The 24425-nt window shown below is 57.7% G+C and carries 21 protein-coding genes and 1 pseudogene; 8 read left to right on the plus strand and 14 right to left on the minus strand.

What is annotated here, in order from left to right; all coding sequences use genetic code 11:
* Positions 1-203: 203 nt before the first annotated feature.
* From PKC29_14575 to PKC29_14585, 3 genes are all read right to left on the minus strand, one after another.
* Positions 204-626, minus strand: coding sequence for a heme-binding domain-containing protein (locus tag PKC29_14575; protein HML96645.1), 423 nt, complete (start codon positions 624-626; stop codon positions 204-206).
* A 148-nt stretch (positions 627-774) separates the two neighbouring features.
* Positions 775-1611, minus strand: a complete 837-nt coding sequence (locus PKC29_14580) for a hypothetical protein (protein ID HML96646.1) — start codon at positions 1609-1611, stop codon at positions 775-777.
* 677 nt (positions 1612-2288) lie between these two features.
* A complete protein-coding gene (locus PKC29_14585; protein HML96647.1) occupies positions 2289-2897 on the minus strand; it encodes a hypothetical protein in 609 nt (202 codons plus the stop codon).
* 442 nt (positions 2898-3339) lie between these two features.
* Between PKC29_14585 and PKC29_14590 the strand changes: the two genes are divergently transcribed.
* From PKC29_14590 to PKC29_14600, 3 genes are all read left to right on the plus strand, one after another.
* Complete coding sequence (locus PKC29_14590; GenBank protein HML96648.1) at positions 3340-3642, plus strand: hypothetical protein; 303 nt, start codon at positions 3340-3342, stop codon at positions 3640-3642.
* Positions 3643-3917: 275 nt separating this feature from the next.
* Positions 3918-4562, plus strand: coding sequence for a hypothetical protein (locus PKC29_14595; GenBank protein HML96649.1), 645 nt, complete (start codon positions 3918-3920; stop codon positions 4560-4562).
* A gap of 720 nt (positions 4563-5282) precedes the next feature.
* A complete protein-coding gene (locus PKC29_14600; protein ID HML96650.1) occupies positions 5283-6062 on the plus strand; it encodes an IPTL-CTERM sorting domain-containing protein in 780 nt (259 codons plus the stop codon).
* Between the two features lie 917 nt (positions 6063-6979).
* Here the strand turns inward: PKC29_14600 and PKC29_14605 are convergent.
* Positions 6980-7300 carry a hypothetical protein gene (locus tag PKC29_14605; GenBank protein ID HML96651.1) on the minus strand — a complete coding sequence of 107 codons (321 nt, stop codon included), beginning with the start codon at positions 7298-7300 and terminating at the stop codon, positions 6980-6982.
* 54 nt (positions 7301-7354) lie between these two features.
* Here PKC29_14605 and PKC29_14610 point away from each other — a divergent pair, with 54 nt between their 5' ends.
* The 3 genes from PKC29_14610 (at position 7355) to PKC29_14620 (ending at position 10806) form a co-directional block, all read left to right on the plus strand.
* Positions 7355-7921 (plus strand): SprT-like domain-containing protein, encoded by a 567-nt coding sequence (locus PKC29_14610; protein ID HML96652.1) that lies wholly within the window; start codon positions 7355-7357, stop codon positions 7919-7921.
* 132 nt (positions 7922-8053) lie between these two features.
* On the plus strand, positions 8054-8896 hold the full coding sequence (locus tag PKC29_14615) for an LLM class F420-dependent oxidoreductase (GenBank protein ID HML96653.1): 843 nt from the start codon (positions 8054-8056) through the stop codon (positions 8894-8896).
* Between the two features lie 1214 nt (positions 8897-10110).
* A complete protein-coding gene (locus PKC29_14620) occupies positions 10111-10806 on the plus strand; it encodes a class I SAM-dependent methyltransferase (GenBank protein HML96654.1) in 696 nt (231 codons plus the stop codon).
* Positions 10807-11894: 1088 nt separating this feature from the next.
* Here the strand turns inward: PKC29_14620 and PKC29_14625 are convergent.
* Both PKC29_14625 and PKC29_14630 read right to left on the minus strand, forming a co-directional pair.
* Positions 11895-12953, minus strand: coding sequence for a methyltransferase domain-containing protein (locus PKC29_14625; GenBank protein HML96655.1), 1059 nt, complete (start codon positions 12951-12953; stop codon positions 11895-11897).
* Between the two features lie 222 nt (positions 12954-13175).
* Positions 13176-15107 carry a sigma 54-interacting transcriptional regulator gene (locus PKC29_14630; protein HML96656.1) on the minus strand — a complete coding sequence of 644 codons (1932 nt, stop codon included), beginning with the start codon at positions 15105-15107 and terminating at the stop codon, positions 13176-13178.
* A 414-nt stretch (positions 15108-15521) separates the two neighbouring features.
* On the opposite strand from PKC29_14630, the gene PKC29_14635 reads away from it, so the two are divergent.
* Together PKC29_14635 and PKC29_14640 are read left to right on the plus strand one after the other, a co-directional pair.
* Positions 15522-15641, plus strand: coding sequence for an IPTL-CTERM sorting domain-containing protein (locus PKC29_14635; protein ID HML96657.1), 120 nt, complete (start codon positions 15522-15524; stop codon positions 15639-15641).
* Positions 15642-16892: 1251 nt separating this feature from the next.
* On the plus strand, positions 16893-17240 hold the full coding sequence (locus PKC29_14640; GenBank protein HML96658.1) for a group III truncated hemoglobin: 348 nt from the start codon (positions 16893-16895) through the stop codon (positions 17238-17240).
* A 25-nt stretch (positions 17241-17265) separates the two neighbouring features.
* On the opposite strand, the gene PKC29_14645 is transcribed toward PKC29_14640, so the two are convergent.
* The 8 genes and pseudogenes from PKC29_14645 to PKC29_14680 form a co-directional block, all read right to left on the minus strand.
* Positions 17266-17901, minus strand: a complete 636-nt coding sequence (locus PKC29_14645; GenBank protein ID HML96659.1) for a hypothetical protein — start codon at positions 17899-17901, stop codon at positions 17266-17268.
* Positions 17902-17992: 91 nt separating this feature from the next.
* Positions 17993-18652, minus strand: a complete 660-nt coding sequence (locus tag PKC29_14650; GenBank protein HML96660.1) for a hypothetical protein — start codon at positions 18650-18652, stop codon at positions 17993-17995.
* A 147-nt stretch (positions 18653-18799) separates the two neighbouring features.
* Positions 18800-19158, minus strand: a pseudogene (locus tag PKC29_14655) (DUF559 domain-containing protein).
* A gap of 88 nt (positions 19159-19246) precedes the next feature.
* Positions 19247-20110: a transglutaminase family protein gene (locus PKC29_14660; protein HML96661.1), complete on the minus strand. Its 864-nt coding sequence runs from the start codon at positions 20108-20110 to the stop codon at positions 19247-19249.
* 33 nt (positions 20111-20143) lie between these two features.
* The gene (locus PKC29_14665; GenBank protein ID HML96662.1) at positions 20144-20878 is read right to left on the minus strand and encodes a peptidase; all 735 of its coding nucleotides are present in this window, start codon (positions 20876-20878) and stop codon (positions 20144-20146) included.
* Positions 20875-21861, minus strand: coding sequence for an alpha-E domain-containing protein (locus PKC29_14670; protein HML96663.1), 987 nt, complete (start codon positions 21859-21861; stop codon positions 20875-20877). The genes PKC29_14665 and PKC29_14670 overlap by 4 nt, the downstream gene beginning before the upstream one ends.
* 57 nt (positions 21862-21918) lie before the next feature.
* Complete coding sequence (locus PKC29_14675) at positions 21919-23364, minus strand: circularly permuted type 2 ATP-grasp protein (protein HML96664.1); 1446 nt, start codon at positions 23362-23364, stop codon at positions 21919-21921.
* A 300-nt stretch (positions 23365-23664) separates the two neighbouring features.
* The gene (locus tag PKC29_14680) at positions 23665-24057 is read right to left on the minus strand and encodes a hypothetical protein (GenBank protein HML96665.1); all 393 of its coding nucleotides are present in this window, start codon (positions 24055-24057) and stop codon (positions 23665-23667) included.
* Between the last annotated feature and the right edge of the window lie 368 nt (positions 24058-24425).

A 24425-nucleotide genomic window follows, 5' to 3' on the forward strand; every position in this document is an offset into this window, starting at 1 on the left:
TCCGAAGAAAATGACAATGAGCCTGCTACTTCGATATCCTGCGGGCGTGGCCCGCTGGCCCGGAGGGGTATTGCTGCGCTGCTTACGCAGCTTGCAATATGATGGATTTCGGCATAGCACCTAAGTTGCTAAAAGCCACCCGAAGCGTGGCTGGTGGCAATGGCAAAGCGCCGCCACTTCGAATTCCAGCGCGCGTGGCCCGCCTAGAGCATTCCGCGCGACCACTTCCTTATGATGTCCTTATCGTGCTCCGAAAGCTTGGCTCCGGGATGCAGCGGCAGGTAGTACCAGAGCGGCATTTTGTCCTTGTCAACTTCTTTCCAGATTTCTTTCTTTTTCTTGGATTGTCTTGTGCTCGACGTACGCTCCCAGCTGGAAAAGTTGAGCTCTTCCCTCGCCTCCTCGACGTCCTTCGCCACGAGCCACGAAAAAGGGGCCACGTACGAATAAAACGGCCACTTCGTTTCGTTCGAATGGCAGTCGTAGCACGCGCGCTGAAAAACCTCTTTCACCTCGGCCGGCCCTTTGAAATCTCCATGGACGGGCGGATTCGTCCTTTCGACGGTGCGGAACTGGATGGCTATGAAGGCTGCTATCAGCACCCCTGCGATTATGCGAAGATACACGGCTGGAACACCTCCTACAGATTATTCGAGTTCGTTTTCTGCTCTTGTCAAAACAGGGAGGAAAATATTATAACGTTGACCCGGGCTCAATTCATCCGGAAATTTTAGTTCCGGCGTTTCGGGCCCGTGGGGCGGGCCGGTTCAGCGCTTATTTGTAATCGGGGTGGACGTACGTCTCGGTCCAGAGAGCGGGGATAATGTCCATTTCGAGCTCGGTGCGGTCGGCGTTCCAGTCGGCTTCGTCGGCCGCTTTTTTGCCGAGCGTCGTCGAAAAAATTGGCACGGGAGAGGCCTTTCCCCCGGGGTCGTCTACAGGAAAGTACGCCGTGATCGAGGCGCTCGCCACGTCGCGGCCCGACGTGTAAATCGCCCGGTAGAGGTTCCCCATCTCCATCTTCGACAGCATCCTGAAGAGGTCCTTCGTCCCCGCGTTGTCGATGTTATATTCGACCCTGACGTCGTACCCGACGCCGTCCGTCGGCGTGACGTCGATGCTCCGGACGCGCGGGAGGCCGAGGTTGTTCTCGCCCCTGAGCTCGTTCGCGACGACGTACCTGAGCGCCCTTACCGGGTCGGCGCTTTCGATTTCGGCGGCGGGGAGGTCGTACCGCGGATCGACCGGCCGCGATTTTACGGCGTAGTAAAGCCCCGCGATGAGGAAAAGCACCGGGGGGAGATAGAACATCAGGACTGACGACTTGGACGGGTTCTTCGACCAGGGGAGGACGAGGCCCGGGCTCGCGAGACCGATGGCGAGGAACAGGATGCATAGTATGAGAAGGCTCGTTATGCGCGATTCGAGGTTCGTAGCCGGGTAGATGACGACGTAGAGCGCGATGCTCGCGAAGAAGACGCAACCGTACACGGAGATGGCTTTTCTGCGGGTCTTCTCCTTCGACCACGGCAGGGCGATGGCCGGGTCCACGAGCGAGAGGACGATAAGCATGAGAGATGCGATGCTGATCCAGTTAAGAACGAGTTCCATGCACGATACCGGGCGCCCGGCTATGAACCGCGCCGGGGACGGAGAATACGGTTAGAATCTACACACTAATCAGTTTTCCGCAACCGTGCGGCGCGCCTGCACGTTGGAACCCGGCACAGGTTATGCAGCCGAATCGTTCTCTGCCGTGGCTTTACCCCATGGTTATCCCGGGCTGCGATTTCGAGCGGGTGAGGAATCGTTGCAGGAATGACAAGAATAAAGTAGATTCCCCGCACGATCGGAATCGTTTGTTCGAGATGACAAAGCAAAAGATGAGATTGCCGCGGGTGCTTCGCACCCTCGCAATGACGGGAAAGCTCTTGATTTATTGCTGGTGGAAATGGATTCCCGATTAAGACGTTCGGGAATGACAGGCTAAGGATTCGAAATGCCAAGATTAACTGAATGGATTCCGGCCTGCCCGGCTACGGCTTGGCTGCCTATCAGGCTTCGCATGGCTTCGCCCCGACAAGCGCAGGAATGACAAGCAGGGCGTCACGCTGGGGTAGCAAGTTCATCGCTTCTGCAACGTCGATTGCCAGCGGCTGTGAGCCGCCGGGCCGGGGACACGTAGTGTCATTTTCGGCATAGTGCGATAGTTGCTAAGACCACCTGAAGAGCGTCTGTAGTGAAAGCAAGACTGCTGCTACTTCGGATTCCTGCGGACAAAGTCCGTCTTATAATCCGTTCTCTCCGTTCGACTGTGTGTACATCATAACGAGGGCGCATGTGGATTTGTATGAGTTCAGGACGAGTCTCGCGGTAGTTCCGGGGAGATTCCACTGCGCGCCGTAGACGAGCTTGCCTTTGCAGACGGCGTCGCCTTTCTCCGCATCGGGGATATCCTCGCCGGTGAGATTCTTGCTGGAATCGAGGACGGGCTGGCCGTACTGTTTGCTGAATTTCTCTTTTATATCTCGATACTCACGGATGTAATCGTTGTTGTTGTCTTTCACTTCCGGGAAAATGAGCGAGGTGCGCACGAGCTTGCCGTCGGCGAATTTGTAATCTATGAACGCGCCGTGGCCGGCGATAAAGGTTTCGTAGTTGATCTTGTCCTGTGTGCGGTTTTTCGGCTTCGTGCCTTCCACGTTGACGATCTCGTCCATGGTCATGCCCCAGACGGGCACCCTGAAGTTGTGTTGGCCGGCTGCCGCCTGGGGGGATTCGGGTGCGGCCTGGGTTGCCACGGGCGTGGCCCGGGGGGCATCGCCGGAATCGTTGCTGCACGACGGAAGTATGGCTGCCAGGGATAGAAGTAATGCGAGGGTTACGATGTTTTTCAATGTGCCTGCCTCCAGTGCGGGTATGCGGAATTCCGAATAGTTTACCCGACGGCGCCGTGATTTCAGCCGTGATTCGATTGTATCTAACGGAGGGTAATCCACCCGGGCGCGGCAGTGCGTATATATATACAGTGGGGAATAGGTATCAGGATTCCCCGGCCCGCCGGCTGCCGTAACGACCAGAGAGAAGGGGTTGCTCCCGACAAGGGGGACGGCGCCCGCGGCCGGGGCGCCGGCCGTGTCTCGCTAAGTGCGTTTCTCGATATTCTGAGACTAAAGTCACTTGAGGTGCGGCTGGTGGTAATGGCTAAGCGTTGCCACTTCGAATTCCAGCGGGCGTGGCGTGCGGGTCAGGTATCATGACGCCCCGGGCAGTAATTGATGCGGATCGGCGGTTTATGCGCTATCCTTTACATATAGGGTTTTCAAAGGAGGTGACGCTATGAGAACCGCATTGACGACTGTCTTATTGGCCCTCCTGTTCATGCTCCCCGCGTTCGGCGCAGCCCGCGCGGACGATTATTTCAAGAAGGCCTTCATGCCCGACGGCGCGGATAACAAGTCGAACCAGATATATCCGGCCGACGACTTCGACGACGTGATCTTCACACGCGAATATTTCTATTCGCTCGAAGAAGGGATGCAGCAGATGGACCGCCCCGGCTCGGGCTCGTGGAATAACGAAATGGAGCTCGAATACGTTCCACCTCCGCCCGACGGCGGTGCCGCTCCGGATACGGAATGACACGGACGGCGTGTGAAAGTCCCGCTTTCAGGGCCGATTCGGAGGACATGAAAATAGTCCTTTGTTAATCGCCGGAAACGTGTATAATAAATTTTGAATATCCCCTTCTCTAACCCTCGCCCCTCGGATTTAGTAGTTAAGGAGGGGGGAGGGTTTTTTTATCACTCCCGGCAGTTGCACGGTTTTCTCACTTTGCTCTCCGCATGCCGCAGGGCCTGTCTTTTCACCCCCGTCTTCAGGTAAAATGGTAATAATCACAGAGAGGTTATGCACGTATGCACGGATTCGGCGCGAAAGAGATCGCACTCGTCCTCATAGGCGTTGTGCTGGGGGCGTTAACGGCGGCGGGGCTATACTCGGGCGGCGAGAGGTACGACCTGATCGCGTCGCCCGACGGATCGGTCGTTCACAAGATTGACAGGCGGACGGGGGACGTGTGGATAAAGAACTCCTACGTCGAGATCGACCCCGCCGGGCAGCCCGTTACGATATGGTACTGGGAGAAGCTGACGCTCGACAAGCCGGGGGCGGCCGGGATAGCGCGCGACCTCCAGGAGAACGCCGACCAGGTGCGCGCCGAGGCGGAGGCCGCAAAAAGGGCCGAGGCCGAAAGGGTGGCGGGGCTCCGCAGCGCGCGGCTGGACGAGATCCACGCCGCATGCGGCGAGGACACGGACTGCGTGGCCGACAACTGCACCATCGGCCCGTCCGGCCTGCCCGAGGATCCGGCGTGGCCGGCGTTTTGCACGGAGACTCTAAGGGCGCGAATCTTCGACCTGGTGATCAGCCAGTGCAAGGGCGCCGCCTCGTGCATAAAGGCGTACTGCGTGAACAAGTTCGACAACACGTATCCCGCGGTCAGCGACTGCATCAGTGAAATTAATCTCAGGAAGGTGCAGGTAGAAGCGGCGAAGCAGTAATCGGGCGGGGCCTTTTTATCGGTCGGAGGGGTCTCCAGTTGCTGAAGGGGAAGTTTTGTAGTAAATGGTAAATGCCGAGAAAGGGTTTTCTACTTTTCCTTGATGAAAAGTAGCAAAAATCACGGGCCGGGAAAAATTCTGCTAAAAATCATCGTTTCTTCGCTAAATCCTCCACCGGCCCACAGCCCCACATCGGATTTTTAACGCTCATACACTCGATTTTCTTAACGCGAATTTTGACGGCCCGGAAGTGTATTGCTTCGCCGCGAGCGGCTTGCAATATTATGATTTGGGGAGTCCCAAGTTTGTCATTCCCTAATGCTTGTATAGGGAATCCAGTCTTTAAAATAAAAAAGAGAAATGCAAATGCAAACTGCTTCTACTTTTGACTGACCACGCACGTACGTGTGTTTCTCGACGTAGCGCCGAAGCTGCCATAACCATCTAAAGCGCGGTGGTGGTAATGGCCAAGCGCTGCCACTTCGAATTCCAGCGGGCGTGGTGCGCCGGGCCGGAGGGGTATTGCTGCGCTGCATCCGGCTTCGCATGGCTTCGCCGCGACAAGCGCAGCTTGCAATATTATGTACTGCGATATCAATCCGATTCGGTCCGTCCCCGCGTATATCCAATACGGGAGAACACCGTTTCATCAGTACGTGCAAGCTTCCCTTTTCTTTCGTAATAGGGGAAAATTTAGCAGACCAACGATGGAGGATCAGCATGAACATGAAAACCTGCAGGAGATTCGCCGCACCGCTCGCCGTGATCGCGGCCCTGTTCTGCCTTTCGTCCGCGCCCGCGGCGGCACAGACCAAGTTCGTTTACAACCAGAACGAGTTCATCAAGATGAACCCGGTTATAGATATCCAGGATTTCACGCACGCCAATCAACCGCCCGCCCTCGACTTCCTTCAATGCGATACTCCCGTGAACAGCAATAGCAGCGACGAATGCTTTTCGCCCGGCGACATACTCGAAGGCATATCTTTCACCCAGAGCCCCGACCCGGACAACAACATACTCCTCCTGGGGACGGATTCGAGGGGATCGCAAAATCCTCCCTTCGTGCTGACCAACAATAATTTCGAGAGTGATTTCGTGATCAATTTCGATCCTGCGGTAAACACCGTCGGCCTGAATATGGGCTGCGCGGAGGTGGACGGCCCCTGCAGCACGGGCGTGAACGTCAAAATTTACGGAAGCAGCTCGGCCCTGGGATTCACCTCCGTTTCGGTCACGAACGATTTCGATACGTTCGTCGGCATGACGACCTCGGAGCCGATCGAGCGTGTGGTCCTGGAGCCGGCGGGAGGAACCCAGCAGGTCCGCGGCGTGCAGAGCGTATATTTCGGCCAGACGGAGCCCGGCGCGGAACCGGGGGGCCCGGGAGGGTCGGTGAATGTTCCGACGCTTTCCGAATGGGGGATGATCGCGGCGGCTGTCGGTTTTGCGTTCGTAGGCGTGTTCTATGCATTGAGGAGAAGGAAGGCGTCGGCTTGATGCGGACCACGTCCGCGGGAAGTCGACGTAGTACGTTTGAGTGATATATGCACTGGAAGCGCTGCAAGAGATATTGGCAAGATGCTGCTACTTCGAATGTCAGCGGACACGGTTCGCCGGTGGCTGAAGGGGAAGTTCTATACTTAACTGGTAAGGGTGGTGCAGGGGTTTTCTACTTTTCCTTGATGAAAAGTAGCACACACGAAGTGTGTTTTCCGACGAAGTACCTTCATGGATTTTTGCAACTGAAGTGCGAAAGGTGGTAATAGAAATGCGCCGCTACTTCGATTGCGTGCGGCTGCGAGCCGCCGGGCCGGGGACACGTAGTGTCTTTTTCGACATAGCATAGAAGGTGCTAAAGTCACTTGAAGCGCGTCAGGTGGTAATAGCAAGACTGCTGCTACTTCGGAATCCTGCACGCGTGGCGTGCAAAATCATCGTTCCTTCGCAAAATCCTCCAAATACTTTACCCCCACCCTGACCCTCCCCCTGGGAGGGGGAGGGAAGAGTAAGGTGGGTCGGATTTTTAACGCTCATCCACTCGATGTCTTCGGCGTGGCAAGGCTGGTGATTGAACAATATGGACGACCGAACGGTGCTATGAATTTCCAAGTCGGCTACGTCGAATTCCGGCACGCGTGCACACGTACGTGTGTTTCTCGACATGGCAACGAAGTTGCTAAAGTCACTTAAAGCGCGTCAGGTGGTAATAACCATGCCTTGCTATTTCGATATCCTGCGGGCGTGGCCCGCCGGCCCGGAGGGGTATTGCTGCGCTGCTTATGCGGCTTGCAATATTAAGGGATTTTCGGCGTAGCGCGTTCGGATGCTATAGGTGACTGAAGCGCGGCTGGTGATATTGGCTAGACGTCGCTACTTCGGGTGCCGATGCACGTGGCGGCCTGGAAGCGGCCCGCCTAATGCAGCGAAGAATCACCCCGATCGGTGGGCGATTCGCCCTGTCCCTGGGGGCGGGCTATCTCGATCTCGCCGCCCTTGTCCCTGAGCTCGTAGCCCGAGGCGAAAAAGCGGTCGGCGAATTCCCTTATCTCGGCCTCGGTGGCGCGTATCGTAATCTTGGCTATGGTGTTATTTTCCTGTATTTCCAGCGGCTTAAGCGTGTATGGATTGGTCCTCCCGGGGAAGAACTTCGCGATGTAGGAGCCCAGCCTTGTCGAGTATTCGATGAGCTCGTCCCGGGGTATGGATATGACGAAGTAATAATTTTTTTCACTCATGCTAATTCCCTCTGTAAGAATGATTATACACCGGTATAATAGATTTGTTCCGACATGGTGTCCCCCGAAAGGATTATCAAGCTTTGGGAGAAAGAGCAAGAAAAATGGGGTCTTGAGGATTGGGTGCTCCTGTTTTCGAACCAGAAACGGCACCTCGGATACTGCAAACCCCGTAAGAGAATTATCTCGCTCTCGCTCGCCTTTTTGAGTACGAACTCGTTCCAGGTGATGAAGGACACGCTCCTTCACGAGATCGCGCACGCGATCCATTACATGGAGACGGGAAAGACCAACCACGACAACGGCTGGAGGGACGTCGCCCGGCGAGTCGGGTGTAGGCCCGAGAGGTGCGCACCGGTGGACGGGCTGACGATGCCGCGCGGCAAGTACATCGGGCTCTGCCCGGCGTGCAGCAAGACGATCTACTTTTACCGGAAGGTAAAGCGGAGCTATTCCTGCAGCGAGTGCACGAAGGGCTACGACCCGCGCTTCAGGCTGAAGATAATGTCTACCGAGGTCTACGAGCTCAACGGCGGACGGAACGGCGCATACGGCGCGCGGAGGAACGGCGCGGGAAGGAACGGGAGCGGAAGGAACGGCAATTCCCGTAACCACAGGTAAGGACCGCAGCCCCGTCCGAAAAATCGGAGCTTGAAAATGTTACGTCATCTTCGTCGGAACACCGTGACATCAGTACGTGTTCCACGGTAAAATAGATAAGTATCTAAGCTCTGAATCCACCGGAGGCTCCAAATGAAATTCGGCATTTCGATATTCGCGACCGATTACGCCATGCACCCCTCGGAGCTCGCGCGCGAGGTGGAGGAGCGCGGCTTCGAATCGATATGGTTCCCCGAGCACACGCACATCCCCGTCAGGCGCACGAGCCCGTTCCCCGGGGGAGGGGAGCTGCCGAAGCAGTACTGGCACACGTACGACCTGTTCGTCGCGCTCACCGCCGCAGCCATGGCGACGACGCGGCTCCGCATCGCGTCGGGCATATGCCTCATGGTCGAGCACGACCCGATTACGGCGGCGAAACAGGTCGCGAGCCTCGACGCCCTTTCGGGAGGGCGGTTCATATTCGGCATAGGGGGCGGATGGAACGCCGAGGAGATGTCGAACCACGGGACGTATTTCAAGAAGCGCTGGCAGATACTGCGCGAGCGGATACTCGCCATGAAGGAGATCTGGGCCAGCGACGAGGCCGAGTTCCACGGCGAGTACGTCGATTTCGACAGGATACTCTCCTATCCCAAGCCCGTGCAGAAGCCGCATCCTCCCATATACATGGGCGGGTTCGGGCCGCGCACGTTCGACCGTGTGGTCGAGTTCTGCGACGGGTGGGTTCCGATCGCGATCCCGCCGGACGACATGGGGCGGCTGGTAATAGCGCTCAGGGACGCGGCGGGGCACGCCGGGAGGGACCCCGACGAGCTGACGGTTACGTACATGACGCTGCCGGGTCCTTCGCGGGAGGACGTCGATACGCTGGCCGAAGCCGGCGTCGAAAGGATAGTGTTCACGACGCCCACGGGCGGGACGGACGTCGTGCTGCCTGTGCTGGACGGGTTTGCGAAGCTGGCGGGGCTTTGAGGGGGCAGGGGCAAGGCTGCCGCTTCCTTCTATGCGTCATCGCTACTTCGGATTCCTGCACGCGTGGCTTGCTCGATTGTCAGCGGACACAGTCCGCCGGGCCGGGGACACGTAGTGTCGTTTTCGACGTAGCGACGAAGTTGCCATAGGCACTTGAAGCGCGGCTGACGGTATTAGCAATGGGCTGCCACTTCGAATTCCAGCGGGCGTGGCCCGTTAGCGGCTGAAGGGGAAGTTCTGAGCCTAGCTGGTAAGAATGGTGGAAGGGCTTTCTACTTTTGACTGACCAAAAGTAGCAAAAGTCACGGGCCGGGAAAAATTCTGCTAAAAATCATCGTTCCTTCGCTAAATCCTCCACCGGCCCACAGCCCCACATCGGATTTTTAACGCTCATACACTCGATTTTCTTAACGCGAATTTTGACGGCCCGGAAGTGTATTGCTGCGCCGTTCACACGGCTTGCAATATTATGATTTATCCACCGACTTTGCATTTTCCGTCATTCTGAACTTGATTCAGAATCTCGTTTTTAAAAGCATGAACAGAAAAGGCTAAGGCATACATCTCATGGGGTCTCCAGTGGCTGAAGGGGAAGTTCTATACTTAACCTACAAGGTCGATATAAGGCTTTCTACTTTTCCTTGATGAAAAGTAGCACACACGAAGTGTGTTTTCCGACGAAGTACCTTCATGGATTTTTGCAACTGAAGTGCGAAAGGTGGTAATAGAAATGCGCCGCTACTTCGATTGCGTGCGGCTGCGAGCCGCCGGGCCGGGGACACGTAGTGTCTTTTTCGACATAGCATAGAAGGTGCTAAAGTCACTTGAAGCGCGTCAGGTGGTAATAGCAAGACTGCTGCTACTTCGGAATCCTGCACGCGAGGCGTGCAAAATCATCGTTCCTTCGCTAAATCCTCCAAATACTATACCCCCACCCTGACCCTCCCCCTGGGAGGGGGAGGGAAGAGTAAGGTAGGTCGGATTTTTAACGCTTATCCACTCGATTTTCTTAACGCGAATTTTGACGGCCCGGAAGTGTATTGCTGCGCTGCTTATGCAGCTTGCAATATTAAGGGATTTTCGGCATAGCGCGGGAGGTGCCGAGATCACCTTAAGCGCGGCTGATGATAATAGCAATACCTCGTTACTTCGATCCCCAGCGGGCGTGGCCTGCCGACGTGCAAGTCCGGAATTTTACATTACACTAATCATCCATGGAAGAGAGATTCGATCCGAAAAAGAGATTCAACGAAAGGGCCACGGTTTACGACGCCGACGTGCTGAAGATAATCCCGGGTTACGCCGCGCTCCACGAAACGGTGTGTCATTTGCTGGAAACCACCCTGCCCGAAAACGCGTTCGTGCTGGTCGCCGGGGTCGGCACGGGGAACGAGACCGTTTCGCTCGCCGAGCGCAATCCCGGATGGCGTGTGACGGGGTTCGACATCGCGGAGAACATGATAGCCACCGCCTCGGCGAAGGTGGAAGCGCGGGGGCTCGGGCACAGGGTCGAGCTCATCCACGGCACCGTCAACGACGTATTCCAGGAGGCGTTCGACGGCGCGGCCGCGCTCCTCGTGATGCACTTCATACCATACGCGCAGAAGCTCTCGTTCCTCCGGGAGATAAACTTCAGGCTGAGGCCCGGCGGGACTCTCCTCCTGGCCGACTTCACGGGCGACAGGGGGTCGTTCGAGTTCGAGTCGTTCGTGACCGCGTGGGAGGATTACATGCTCGAAAGGAGGGAGAGGAAAGACGTAGACGAGACGGTGGGCCACACGCGGCGGGACCTCGACATACTCTCGCATGCGAGCATGGTCGAGCTCATACAGCGCGCCGGGTTCCTCCACCCGCGGCTCTTCTGGAAGTCGCTGGTGTTCAGCGCGTACGTTGCGGAGAAGGGAGAGTAGGCGGGAGGTGTTGCTGGCTAAGCAGAGCCTATTCTGTCATTCCCGAATGTATGTACCTGCCGCGGCGAAGCTTTCTTGTCCGACGTAGCTTTAGCGAAGTCGGAAGCGAAGCCGGGTCGGGAATCCAGCACGCCACGCATGCACGAATACGACGTCGCGGCTGTGAGCCGCGAACCCCCACTTCCGTCATCCTGAACTTGTTTCAGGATCTCGTTTTAAAGTCTTCAAGGCAAAGGATCAACTGCAACTGCGAAAGCTGGTAGAGGCTGCGGGGTTGGCGGCCTTGCGGGGGACGTTCTGAGCTAGCTGGTAGGGGTGGTGCAAGTGTTCTCTACCTTTCCCTGATGAGAAGTAGCACACACGTACGTGTGATTTTCGACGTAGCGGGTCAGGAGACTATAGGCACCGTAAGCGCGGCTGGTGGTAATGGCAGAGCGCTGCTACTTCGAATTCCAGCGGGCGTGGCCCGCCTAAAAATCATCGTTCCTTCGCTAAATCCTCCAAATACTATACCCCCACCCTGACCCTCCCCCTGGGAGGGGGAGGGAAGAGTAAGGTAGGTCGGATTTTTAACGCTTATCCACTCGATTTTCTTAACGCGAATTTTGACGGCCCGGAAGTGTATTGCTGCGCTGCTTATGCAGCTTGCAATATTAAGGGATTTTCGACGTAGCACCAAAGTTGCTGAAACCATCCTGAAGCGCGGCTGGTGGTAATGGCAGAGCGCTGCTACTTCGAATTCCAGCGGGCGTGGCCCACCGGCCCGGAGGGGTATTGCTGCGCTGCTTCCGGCTTCGGCCAAGGCCTTCGCCGAGACAAGCACGCAGCTTGCAATGGCGGAAAAGCGCTTGATGAATTGCTGGTGGAAATGGATTCCCGACCCGGCTTCGCATGGCTACGCCCCGACAAGCGCCGCGGCATGTACATACATTCGGGAATGACAGATTAGGGAGTCTCGCGGTTTTTCGCTGCAGCTACGTCATAATACCGTGCGGCGCGCACAAAAAAAGGGCCCGGCCGGAGGAAGGTTCGCAACGACAGACCGGACCCCTGATTCAATACCCCAAACTTTATTGCCGTATTCATTGTCAGGGCCTTGCTTCGAAAACGAGGTTGAACGGTGTTTCGGACGCACGCCTGAATCTCGTGAAGCCGCCCTTCGTGACGACGTCCTTGATCCTGGCCTCGCCCGCCTGTGCCCCGAGTGCGAGCCCGACCTCCTGGTCGAGCGACGCCGGGGTGCATATCAGCGTGGACGCGCCGTAGTAAGCCCTTCCGACAGGATTAATATTATCCTCTATTTTGTCGTTCGCATAGGGCTCGACGATCATCCACGTTCCGTCGGGCGCGAGGGACTTCAGCACGTGGGCCGACGCGCCCACCGGATCGCCCATGTCGTGGAGGCAGTCGAAGAACGTTACGAGGTCGTAATCCGTCCCCGGATAGCCCTTCGAAGCCGCCACCTCGAAGCTCGTGTTGCCGGATACTCCCGCCTTTTCCGCCGCCTGCCGGGCCCTTTCGACCGACGGCCCGTGGTAGTCGTAGCCGATGAAAGTAGAATTCGGCCAGGTCTTCGCCATGAGTATCGTCGAAGCGCCGTGCCCGCATCCGACGTCTGCCACGAGCGCCCCTTCTTCGAGCTTTTCGACGACGCCGTCCAGCGACGGTATCCAGCCCGACGTCAGGTTGGCTATATAGCTCGGGCGGAAGAACCTTTCCGTCCCTTCGAAAAGGCCGTGGTCGTGCTGGTGCCAGCCGAAACCGTCTCCCGTGCGGAACCGCTTTTCTATCTCGGGGTACGAGCGGATGGCCGAAACGGCCACCTGAAACGCGCCGGGAAGGAAAGCTGGGCTCGTCTCGTCGGCGAAGGCAAGCGCCTGCTCGGGGGAGAGGCTGAACTTTCCCGAGTCGGGGTCGTAGGTCACGTATCCGCCTGCCGCCTGGCAGGATGCCCATTCCCTTACGTACCTCTCGGCCGTGCCGGTCTTTTCCGCGAGCTCGGCCGGGGTCATCGGGCCGTTATCCGCGAGGGCCTTGTAAAGCCCGAGCTTGTCTCCTATGACGGCGAGCCCGGCGTGATACGCGCCCCCGAAATCCACTATCGCCCTTCCTATAAGCTCTTCAAGCTTTGATTGATCGATTGACATACGAGTAACCTCCGTGTGATTTTTTAAATTCCGGGGGAGTTATTACATAAACCGTGCCAGAACCGCTGCCTGAAAAATGTGTAACGATTTCAGGGAGTTGAAGCGTGAACGAGCGCCGTGCCCGCCGCGAAATATCGCGCCGCCGGGAAATTCAGCGGTTCCGGACCGCGAGATTAAGCGGTGCGGTACGGTATATTCGGGCCCACGGATACCTGAAAGGGCTCAGGGCTTCTTAATCCCGAGGGTCTTCATACGCGAGCGCAGGGTAGAGGGATTCATACCGAGAAGCTCGGCCGCCCCGCCCTTGCCGTAGATCCTTCCTCGGGCGGCTTCGAGCGCCTTCAGGATGTTGCGCCGTTCGAGCTCGGCCAGCTCTTCGAGCCTGTAGACGGACACGGCTTCTTTCGCGGGAGTCGGGGCCGCCTCCCCGGGCCCGATAACCGTTTCGGGCAGCGCGCGGCCGAGGTCGAGCGCCCCGCCCGGGGAGGTGATGACCGCCCTTTCGATGACGTTCTGGAGCTCCCTTACGTTGCCGGGCCAACGGTAGGAGAGCAGCTTTTCGATGCACCGGTCCGTGAGGGGGCTTATGTCCCTGCCCATGCGCTTCGCGAACTTTTGGGCGAAAAAGCGCGCGAAGAGGCAGATGTCGTCTCCCCTTTCGCGAAGCGGGGGGATGCTGATCGGAAAAACGTTGAGCCTGTAGTAGAGGTCTTCGCGGAATTCGCCCTTTTCGACCGCGCGCCGGAGGTCGCGGTTCGTAGCGGCGAGGACGCGGACGTCCACCCTCACCGTGCGCGAGCTGCCGACGGGCTCGAACTCGCCCTCCTGGAGCACGCGGAGGAGCTTCGATTGAAGGTCGAGAGGGAGCTCCCCTATCTCGTCGAGGAATATCGTCCCCCCGTCGGCGGCGGCGAACCTGCCTACGCGCTTTTTCGTCGCGCCGGTGAACGCGCCCGCCTCGTGGCCGAAGAACTCGCTTTCGATGAGGCTCCCGGGAATGGCCGCGCAGTTTACCTTTATCAAGGGCCGCGCGCTCCGGCGGCCGGCCTTGTGTATCGCGCGGGCGATCACTTCCTTTCCCGTTCCCGTCTCGCCCAGTATGAGGACGGTCGCGTCCGTCCCCGCGACCTTGCGGACGTCTTCGAGCACTTCGGCAATGGCGGGGCTCCGGCCTATGATCTCGTCGTAGTTTCCGAGCTCGATGATCTCTTCTTCCAGATACTTCGCGGCGTCCATGAGCGAGCTTATCTGCCGCCGGGCTTCGAGCCTTTCGCTTACGCTTCTCAGTATGAGGGTGTAGAAAATTTTTCTATCGACCTCGTATGCCGAGAGCGTCGCCTCGGCCTCGAACGGCGAGCCGTCGGCCGTTACGGCGCTGAGGCCGCCGTGTATCCAGAGCTTTTTCCTGCCGTCGGGGAGCGCTTCGAGCTCTTTAATGAGCCGGGAGAGCCTGTCCCTGCTTTCTTTCGCCAGGAAGCGCGCGAAGTCGTTGCCTTCGAGGGCGCCCGCACTGAAGCCGAAGAGCTTTTCGGCGGCCGAGTTGACGAGGTTCACGCGGAGCCCGGAGTCGAGCTCGATTATCGAATCCATGGCGGAGTCGAGGAGGCTCGACAGCTTCTCCTCACGCTCGCGGAGCTTTTGCTCGGCGCGGAGCCTTCTGAGCTCGGCGACCGCCCTTTCGGCGAATATGTTGAAAACACCGCTCAGGCGGTCGTCGGCGGGGATGGGCCGCGTGTCGAGCACGGAAAGATAGCCGAGCGTCGTCCCGTCCACGTCCTTGAGCGGCGCGCCCATGAAGCTCACCGCCTTGAACGACCTCAGCGTGTCGCTGTGGGGGTAGATGTCCATTATGTTGTCGGGGTAGTGGACGAGCTTGTCGGCCATGACGACCTCTTCGCAGATGGTGCCCGTGAAGTCGTACTCGTAGTCGTCGAGCCATTCGCCCTTCATCAGAAAGGCCAGGGCCTTGAGCGTGCGTTTTTCCTTGTTGAGGACGGTGAGCCAGGCGCCTTCGGTGCCGAGGGCCTTGGAGAGGTTTTCGACGATGGCGTAGAAGAACCGCTTCCCGGTGACGGAGGACGTCGATTCGATGAGCGTTCTCAGGACCCGCTCTTCGTCGAGCTCGCGTATCTGCTTCGCTGCATCAAGGCTCATGACCGCCCCCTCCTGTATATACAAGGGAAAATTTTATCATAAACGCGTGTGCGAAGACAATGACCGGAGAACGGATAGACAGGTGTAACTGCACGTTGATTGGGGGGCGGGATTCAACACGGGCGGCGTATGTGCCGCCATGCCGGAGAAATTTCTGTTTTTCGGAACCGGTTTATTGTATAGTGGTTAAAGAACCGAGTAAGTTTTAAAATACCGGAAAAGAGGGCAGACGGATGATGAGAACAATGTCCGCTGTCACGTTAACCCTCTTTATTCTCGCGGCTGCGAGTCTCTCACGGGCCGGGAAAGTCACCATAATGCCCGCTCGTTCGCCGGGGGAGAATAGGGGAGTGGGGATGATAGCGGCGCGGGCCGGTGAAGATTCGATGAATACTATCTGACAGGAGGATTACGATGCCTGCACCGATCTTCGGAATTCCGACTCTGTCCGAATGGGGCATGATCGCGGTGGCCGCCGGTTTTATTCTCATCGGCGTTTTCTATGCCGTGAGGAAGAGAAGAGCGTCGGCTTGATGCGGACGACGTGCGTGCAGGAGGCCGATGTCTCGGCGCTCAGCCGCGGCCCTGCTTTCGTCATTCTGAACCATGTCCCGGACTCGATCCGGGATCAAGTCAGAATTGAAGAATTCAGTTACAAAGTCAAAGGCTTTCTAATTTTGCTTGACCGCACACGTACGTGTGATTTTCGGCGTAGCATGTCCTGACACTATAGCTAAGTGAAGCGCGACTGGAGGTTGTGGCAATGCCTTGCTACTTCGAAAGCTGGTAGAGGCTGCGGGGGTTGGCGGCCTTGCGGAGGACGTTCGGTGCTGGCTGGTAGATATGGAGAAAGGGTTCTCTACTTTTCCTTGATGAAAAGTAGCAAAAATCACGGGCCGGGAAAAATTCTGCTAAAAATCGTCGCTACTTCGCTAAATCTGCACCTTCCCCATCCCCTGGGCAGATTTTTAACGCTCATCCACTCGATTTTCTTAACGCGAATTTTGACGGCCCGGGAATGTATTGCTGCGCCGCTTACGCAGCTTGCAATATGATGATTTGTCCACCTACTTTGCATTTTCCGTTATTCTGAACTACGATTTCGAGCAAGCGAGGAATCGGACGCCACGGGCCGACTGCAGGGAAGCTCATATAGTACGGCTCCATAGCATATCAAATCAAAATATTCAGAATCTTGTTTTTAAAAGCATTGACAGAAAAGGCGAAGGCATAAATCTCATGGGGTCTCCAGTGGATGAAGGGGAAGTTCTGTAGTAACGGGTAAATATGATGCAAGTTGTTTTCTACTTTTGACTGACTAAAAGTAGCAAAAATCACGGGCCGGGAAAAATTCTGCTAAAAATCGTCGCTACTTCGCTAAATCTGCACCTTCCCCATCCCCTGGGCAGATTTTTAACGCTCATCCACTCGATTTTCTTAACGCGAATTTTGACGGCCCGGGAATGTATTGCTGCGCCGCTTGTGCGGCTTGCAATATTGAGGGATTCTCGACGTAGTGTCGAAGTTGCTGAAACCACCTGAAGCGCGGCTGGTGATAATAGCGTAATGCTGCCACTTCGAAAGTCAGCGGACACTGTCCGCCGTGCGGATGGCGCTATGAATTTTCATACTCGCTACGTCGAATGCCGGCGGTTGAGAGCAGCCACGCATGGCGTGCGATTTTGATAACAGGTGCGCGATTTTGATAATCTGGTAAAATGCTTTTCAAGAGGTAACACGGCCATTTCCCGCGATATTACTGGAAGAGAAGACATAGAACTGTTCGTGGAAAGGTTCTACGGCAGGCTCATGACGGACCCGTTCATAGGGTTCCTGTTCACGGACTGCGTCGATATAGACCTCCGCGAGCACCTGCCCATAATCAGCGATTTCTGGGAAACCATCCTCTTCCAGAAACCGGCCTACAAGCGCGGGCCGCAGGTGATGAACGTGCACCTTGCGCTCAATCAGAAGGCTGAGCTGAAGCACTTTCACTTCCGCCGGTGGCTCCATCTGTTTAACAAGACCTTGGACGAGCTGTTCGACGGCCCCGTGGCCGAGCGCGCCAAGGAGCGGTCGGTCTCCATCGCCGAGGTCATGAAGCAGCGCATCGGCGTCAAGATCGACTGCTGATGCGGGCTCACATAACACGCCGGCATTATTTGAAATATCCCCTTATCTTCAGGACGGCGTAAGCCCCGGCGAGGCCTCCGACGAGGCCGTCGACAAACCCCCACGCGCCCCACGCCGCCGCGCCCGCATAGTCGCCGGGGAAGAAGAGGTACGACTCTCTTACCGACGGCAGGGCACCCGGGAAGGCCGTGAGCGTGAGCCAGACGGGTCTTATCGTGAAGTCGAACTCCGTTATGCCGAAGCCGTATTCTATGGCGACGGCCGAGAGGAGAAACGACGACGCGCCGAGGGCCGCACCGAGGCCGACGCCGAAGGCAAGCGCCTTTCCGGCAGTGCCGGGGGAGCGCCCCGCGGTGACGGCGTTGTAGACGAGGGCGGTCAGAACGCCGGCGGCGAAGCCGTCTATGCCCGCCGTTACGAGAGCCAGCGACACCAGGCGCGCCGTGATGGGGATGCCGTGCTCGGCGTAGCGGATGACCGTTTCGAACGCCGGGCCGTGCCCGAGCGCGTCCGCCCCCAGGAGGACGAGGGCGGTAAGCGGCCTGAAGTCGAGCTCGGACCAGGAGACGGCGCCGCCGCCGAGGGCGGAGAGGACGACGAGGAGGAGAGAGCCGAGGAGCCAGAAAATGCCGGCGTAAATTCCGAAGCGGAGAGGTCGCATGAAATGCAAGTTACACTTTGCAGCGCGGTATGGCAAACGGGACCGGGAAGGCCGCCGGGGCGGCCTCCATCGCCGGTGGATTCCCGGGCGGTCAGTTCCTGCGGACCGCGCACATGCCCCGGGCGCGCAGGCTTTCGCAATCGGCCACGTAGTTGCTTTCGAGGGCTCTCTGCTCCCTGTACATGCTGTATCCGGAGAAGTCTTTCCCGCAGCCTTTGTCTCCGACCGAGCTGACGAAGAGCCCGATGTTGAGCGAGCTCGCCGTCGGCTGGAGCTCGCAGCATGCGGCGTGCTCGATCGCGTGCTTTATGTCGAAGAGCTTTCCGAAGGGGTTCTCGTGGAACGGCCCGAGCCCCTTGGCCCCGGTCGCGCGCCCCTGGCACGACAGGGGGATGCCCATGTCCGGCCGCCCGTCGTTCGGGTCGCCGATCAGGTTCCAGCGTATCGCCCAGAGGTCGTTCGCACAGCGGAAGATATTGTCCATGGCGCGTTTTCGGCAGGTGTTCGCCTGCGCCTTGTTCTCGCACTGTCCGCGCCCCTCGAACTGGTCGAGCGTTTTCGTGGTTCCGCGCGAGGTGTCCACGCCCTTGCCTCCCGTTACGGCGATTCCTATGAATCCCGTGCAGCCCCTGTAGATGTCGGCCCGGGCCGGCGTGGACGCCGCGGCTATTACCATGAATGCTGCGGCTATAAAGCCCAGGAGCGTTACGGATTTTATGCTCCTGTTAGTTCTGTTAAGGTTCCTGTCCATTTAAAACCTCCTCACCTTTTTTAAGGTTGGTAACGGAGGGCTTCAAAAAGGTTCGGAAGGGGAATAGGGCACGTCTGCCGATATTCGGAGTAATTGAGGGACAGGTTTTTTATCCCCCCTTAGAAAAAGGGGGGAACAAGGGGGGATTTAAGTCTGAGATGAGAGGTTAATATGTATCTCCTCAAGCACTCCATCTATGTTCTTCAACACATCACTATCGGAGAACTTAAAACCTTCAATCCGAGACTCTTGAGCGATTCGTCTCGAATCCTGTCACTGGACTCGACCTTTCCGTGGTAATGTTGCCCACCATCCACCTCGATAACAAGTTTTGCTCTTGGACAGTAGAAATCCACAATAAAATTTCCTATGATCCTCTGCCTGTAAAATTGAAAACCTGAAAGCTGTTTCCTGGTGAGTTTCGACCAGAGCATTCTTTCGGCGTCGGTCATGTTTTTTCTGAGAGTGCGCGCTCTGGTCTGGAGCTTCTTGTTGTAACGGAGCATGGGATTAACTATATCAAGATTAATTAAAGAATAAATCCCCCCAACCCCCCTTTTTCTAAGGGGGGATGAAAATTTAATTGTGGCTTGCCTATTGTTCTACCGGCTCCTCGATCTTTATGTCGATGTCGAAGTCGATTATGGAGCGGGCGCCGCTGCCCCTGTAGGATCCCTGGACGGGAGCGGCTTCCTCGGGGATGACACCGGCGGCGACGGCGACGTGGGAGTCGGCCACCGCCAGTCCGCTCGAAGGGTCGTATCCCCTCCATCCTCCGCCGGGGAGGTACACCTCGGCCCAGGCGTGGAGCTGCCTTTCGTCGCTCATGAGCTCGGCCTCCCTGTAGCCGCTGACGAACCTGGCCGCGAGCCCGACCGACCTGCACGCCTCGATGAAGAGCATGGTGAGGTCCCTGCACGCGCCGCGCCCGAAGCCGAGCGTGACCTCGGCGGGGTAGGGCGGCCCCTCGTGCCTTATGACCTGCTCGAAGTCGTTGTAGACGCGCGAGTTGAGCGCCGCGAGGAAGGCGAGCGTGTCGGGCCCGGATTCCTCGAAGACGGTGAACACGAACTTGTCCATCTGCCCGTCGGGCTCGGTGTTCCTCGACATGAACGCCCGCAGCGCGGGGACGTAGTACTTCGGGTAGAACGCCGGTATCTTCGTCACGCCCGGCTCGGTGATTATGTAGTCGTAGGGGTTTACACGGAGCGTATCGACGACGGACTTCGTCGTGATGTTAAGGCTGCCGTGCCGTCCGGAGAACCACGCGCATATGCTGTCGTTCCCGGCGACGTCCACGATATTCGTCATGCCGTCCGGTTTCGGATCGATTTCTATCTCGAAGCTTATGAGCGTCTGCGAGGCGTCGCACTTCGGCCTGAGCCTGATCGTGTGCGGGTCTAAAAATACGGAGTCGTTGTATTTGTAGGTCGTGTTGTGGGTTATGGATATTCGCATTTCTCTCGATTCCTTTTCTATTTTTTACTTCTTTCACTTCGAATCCTCGAGCTTGTCGAAGGCCGCCTTCACCCAGTCGTGGGGCAGCTCCCTTATCCCCTCGCGGAGCCTCTTCTGCCACCAGTCCGAGATCGCCAGGAGCTCCGACCGCTCGTACCTGTGCTCTACGATGTCGTACGTGTCGGCTCTATAGAGCACGACGTCTATAGGGAAGTCTACGTCTATGGCGCTCGTCCGCGTCGCGTCGAACGCGAGGTAGCCTATCTTGAGTGCCGTTTCCATGTTGAGCTCGTAGGAAAGCGCCCTGTCCATGATGGGCTTCCCGTAGCTCGACTCGCCGATGAGGTAATACGGCGTCCCCTGCCCGACCTCGACCCAGTTGCCCTGGGGGTAGAGCATGTAGAGCTTGTGCTCGGTGTCCTTTTCGAGCTGGCCTCCGATTATCGAGAAGAGGTTGAAGTGAAGCCCCGCCTCTTCGAGGGCCTTCCTGTCTTCCTCGCCGACGCGCCTTACCTGCTGGGCGAAGGCGTTCACGGCCTTGTACAGCTTGTCGAACGTCGAGTCGTCCTGGTCGGGCACCTCGTTAAAATAGGTGAGCGCCTTGTCGCGTACGGACCGGAGGCCCGACGTCATCAGGAAGAGCGAGTGCCGCCCGTACTGGTGTATCGTAACCTTCCTCGCCGTTATGCTCTCGGCCCCCGTCGTAACGAGCGTATCGGCGATCCCCACGAGCCCCTTCCGCACCTTCATGCCTACGCAAAAAGTCACTGTGCTGCACCTCCGCCCTTCGCCTTTACCGGCTCCATGGAGAAGAACGAGCTCCTTATGGCGTCGTCCACCCTGTTGAGGCGCGTCTGGAACGCGTCCAGGTACTCGTGAAGGCCTATGTCTATTATTTCGTCTATGCTCGCGTAAACGAGCTCGGAATGAAGGAGCCCCATGCGCCGCTCGGCCTCGTTTTGATAGCCGTCGATCGGCGAGCCGGTGATTGCGTGGAGCGAGTCCTCCGCGACCATTATGCAAAAGAGTATCGCGCGGGGGAAGCTCCTGTCGAGTATGAGGAAATCCGCCACTCTTTCCGGCGATATGTAGTCGAACTTGCGCCTGTACATGTCGAGCGCGCTCGCGGACTTGAGAAGCGCCGCCCACTGTATGTTGTCTATCGGGGTGCCGACGTCCTCGGGCTTCGGAAGCAAGAGGAAGTACTTGACGTCGATGATGCGTGACGTCTTGTCGGCGCGCTCGATGAGCTTGCCCATGCGGGCGAAGTGCCAGTCCTCGCCGCGGTTCATCGTGGCGTCGGCAATGCCGGCGTAGAGGTGGCTCTCCATCTTCACCTTCATATAAAAATCCTGGGGCGTGTCGGTGGCCGCGTCCCCGAACGCCGCCTCCTTGACGAAGAAGTAGAACTTGTTTATCTGCTCCCACATTTCGGACGTTATAGTCTCGCGTATCGTGCGGGCGTTTTCGCGGGCGCGGGTGAGCGTCGAAAGTATCGAGTTAGGATTCGACTTGTCGAACGTCAGGAACTGGAGGACGTTCTCCTTCGTCGCCGTCTCGCCGTACTTCTCCCGGAAAGGGTCGAGGTCGCCCGTCGTGCTGACGAGCGGCCCCCACTGCTCGGAATGCTCCGCCCCCGCAGGCCGGTCGAGCATGAGGTGGAGATTGACCTCTATGAACCTGGCGACGTTCTCTGCCCTTTCTATGTATCGTGACATCCAGTAGATGCTATTCGCTACCCTGCTGAGCATTGTCGATTAATATACCATCTTCTCCTGATTATTTTCTTGCGTGCGCCGGGGTGCGGCTCAGGGGATGTCCCTTAGCACCCAGGTGTCCTTGCTGCCGCCGCCCTGCGAGGAGTTGACGACGAGGGAGCCTTTCTTGAGGGCGACCCTGGTCAGGCCGCCGGGCATGACGTAGATATCCTCGCCGTAGAGGATGTACGGGCGGAAATCGACGTGCCGCCCCTCGAACCTGTCGCCGGCGAGGACGGGCACCCTCGAAAGGGATAGCGTCGGCTGGGCGATGTAGTTCCGGGGGTCGGACAGGATGAGCTTCCGGAATTTTTCCCTCGTGGCCTTCGTGGACTTGGGGCCTATGAGTATACCGTAGCCCCCCGATTCGTTGGCGGGCTTTACGACGAGGTCTTTCAGGTTTTCGAGGACGTAGGCCCTGTCGCTCTCTCGCGAGCAGACGTACGTCGGCACGTTGGGGAGTATGGGCTCTTCGCCCGTATAATATTTTATGATTTCGGGTACGTATGCGTAGATGATCTTGTCGTCCGCTATGCCCGTGCCGATGGCGTTCACGAGGGCGACGTTGCCGGCCTTGTAGACGTCCATTATCCCCGGGACGCCCAGGAGCGAATCCGGGCGGAACGTCAGCGGGTCGAGGAAGTCGTCGTCGATGCGGCGGTAGATGACGTCCACCTTCTGCAAACCGCGCGTCGTCTTCATGAAGACGTAGCCGCCCGAGACGACGAGGTCCGAGCCCTCGACGAGCTCGATGCCCATCTGCTGGGCGAGATACGAATGCTCGAAGTAGGCCGAGTTGTATATGCCGGGGGTGAGGAGGACGACGTTCGGCGAATAGACGCCCTTGGGGGCGACGTAGCCGAGTGTGTCGCGGAGGCGGTTCGGGTAGTTGTCCACGGGGCGTATCTGGAGGTCCTCGAAGAGCTTGGGGAAGGTGCGTTTGAGCACCTCCCTGTTTTCGAGGACGTACGAGACGCCGGACGGCGAGCGGAGGTTGTCTTCCAGCACGTAGTACGCGCCGTCGCCGTTCCGGACGAGGTCCGTCCCGGCGATGTGGCACCATATACCGCGCGGCGGGCGGAACCCGACGCACTGCGGGCGGTAGACCTTGCTCGACATGAGCAATTCTTCGGGGACTACGCCGTCTTTCAGTATCTTGCGGTCGTTGTATACGTCGTCGATGAACAGGTTCAGCGCGTAAATCCGCTGTTTCAGCCCGCGCTCGAGGACGTCCCACTCCCCGGGCTCGATGACGCGGGGGATGATGTCGAACGGGAAGATGCGCTCGGTGCCCTCGTCCTCGCCGTAGACCGTGAACGTTACGCCCATTTGAAAGAGCCGGGCCTCCGTCGCCTTCTGGCGGCGGAGGAGCTCGCCCCTGGGAAGGTCCTCTATCCTCTTTAAGAGAAGCGAAGCGCCCGGACGGGGGCTTCCGTCGTCGGTGAAATATTCGTCGAAGAAGCCGCCTGTATCGTAATTCTTGTAATACGTGACCATGCGCATAATTATATCATCCCGAGCATTCATATTAATTCCGGCGCGCCTTGCGTCCGCCGGAGTGGGCGATTTCCGCCGGAGACGCCGCAAAAAAAACGTCCCGGGCCATAAGAGACAGGGGGGATGGCCCGGGACTAGGCTAAAGGTGTTGGAGACTTTCGTTAAGCACCCATTTCGCTCCAAAGCATTTATTCCGAGTAAGCGGGTGGCGGGAATCTCCTCTATTATTCCCGCCGTCCGCTACACATAAGGCCGTCCGCTACACATAAGGAGGTATCGAAGAAATGAGTCATCTAGCTTTCAATTTATGCCGGTGGTCTTCACCGAGCCGGACGGTTTCCATTCTTTCGTTTCCGATACTTCACCCTTGAACGCCCCGTAGTCGCCGGTATACGTCTCGCTTACGAGGCGGTTCTCGATGAGCTCCGGGATCCTGTTCTTGACGGCTTCGTCGTAGGAGCAGACGCCCGACATCAGGTATCCGAGAAGCGCGATTTCGAGAAGGTAGTCGATGTTCGCGTTGACGACTTCACGCGTCTCTGCGCCCCCTTCGGGCTTGTCGATGTTGTAGAAGATCGTCTCGCGGAGGCACATTCCGGCCTCGAAGACGTTGTCGGCGGGGGCGTTTTTCCTTATCCAGACGCCCAGGTTGAACGCCGCTTTGATGGATGCCGATATGCTGTCGTTTCTCATTACTCTCCTCCTTTGAAAAGAGATTTTTCAAACGACCCCGTATCCCGCCCGGCTGCCTGCCGTTTATCCGGCAGCCTTTTCGCGTTTGCGTTTAACTCTCCGCGTGTCCGCGACGGCAACTACTTGCCTGATAAATAGAGCAATATTCGTGCCATTTAGGTGATTTTGGAGAAAAGGCAAGGATTAGCGGGGGTTTCGTTGTTCGCAGATGCACAACGAAATTCCGCGAGGGCGCGTGGGTGCTTACTTGGTAAACACGACGTGCCGTATAATAACGCACGCGGGCCGTGTGCGCCGGATTCGGGCGTAGCGGCTTCGATTGTTTACTGCCGGGGGTCTTCAGTGGCTGGAGGGGAAGTTTTGTAGTA

This window comes from Thermodesulfobacteriota bacterium (assembly GCA_035325995.1).
Classification (GTDB): Bacteria; Desulfobacterota_D; UBA1144; order Nemesobacterales; family UBA2774; genus JADLGH01.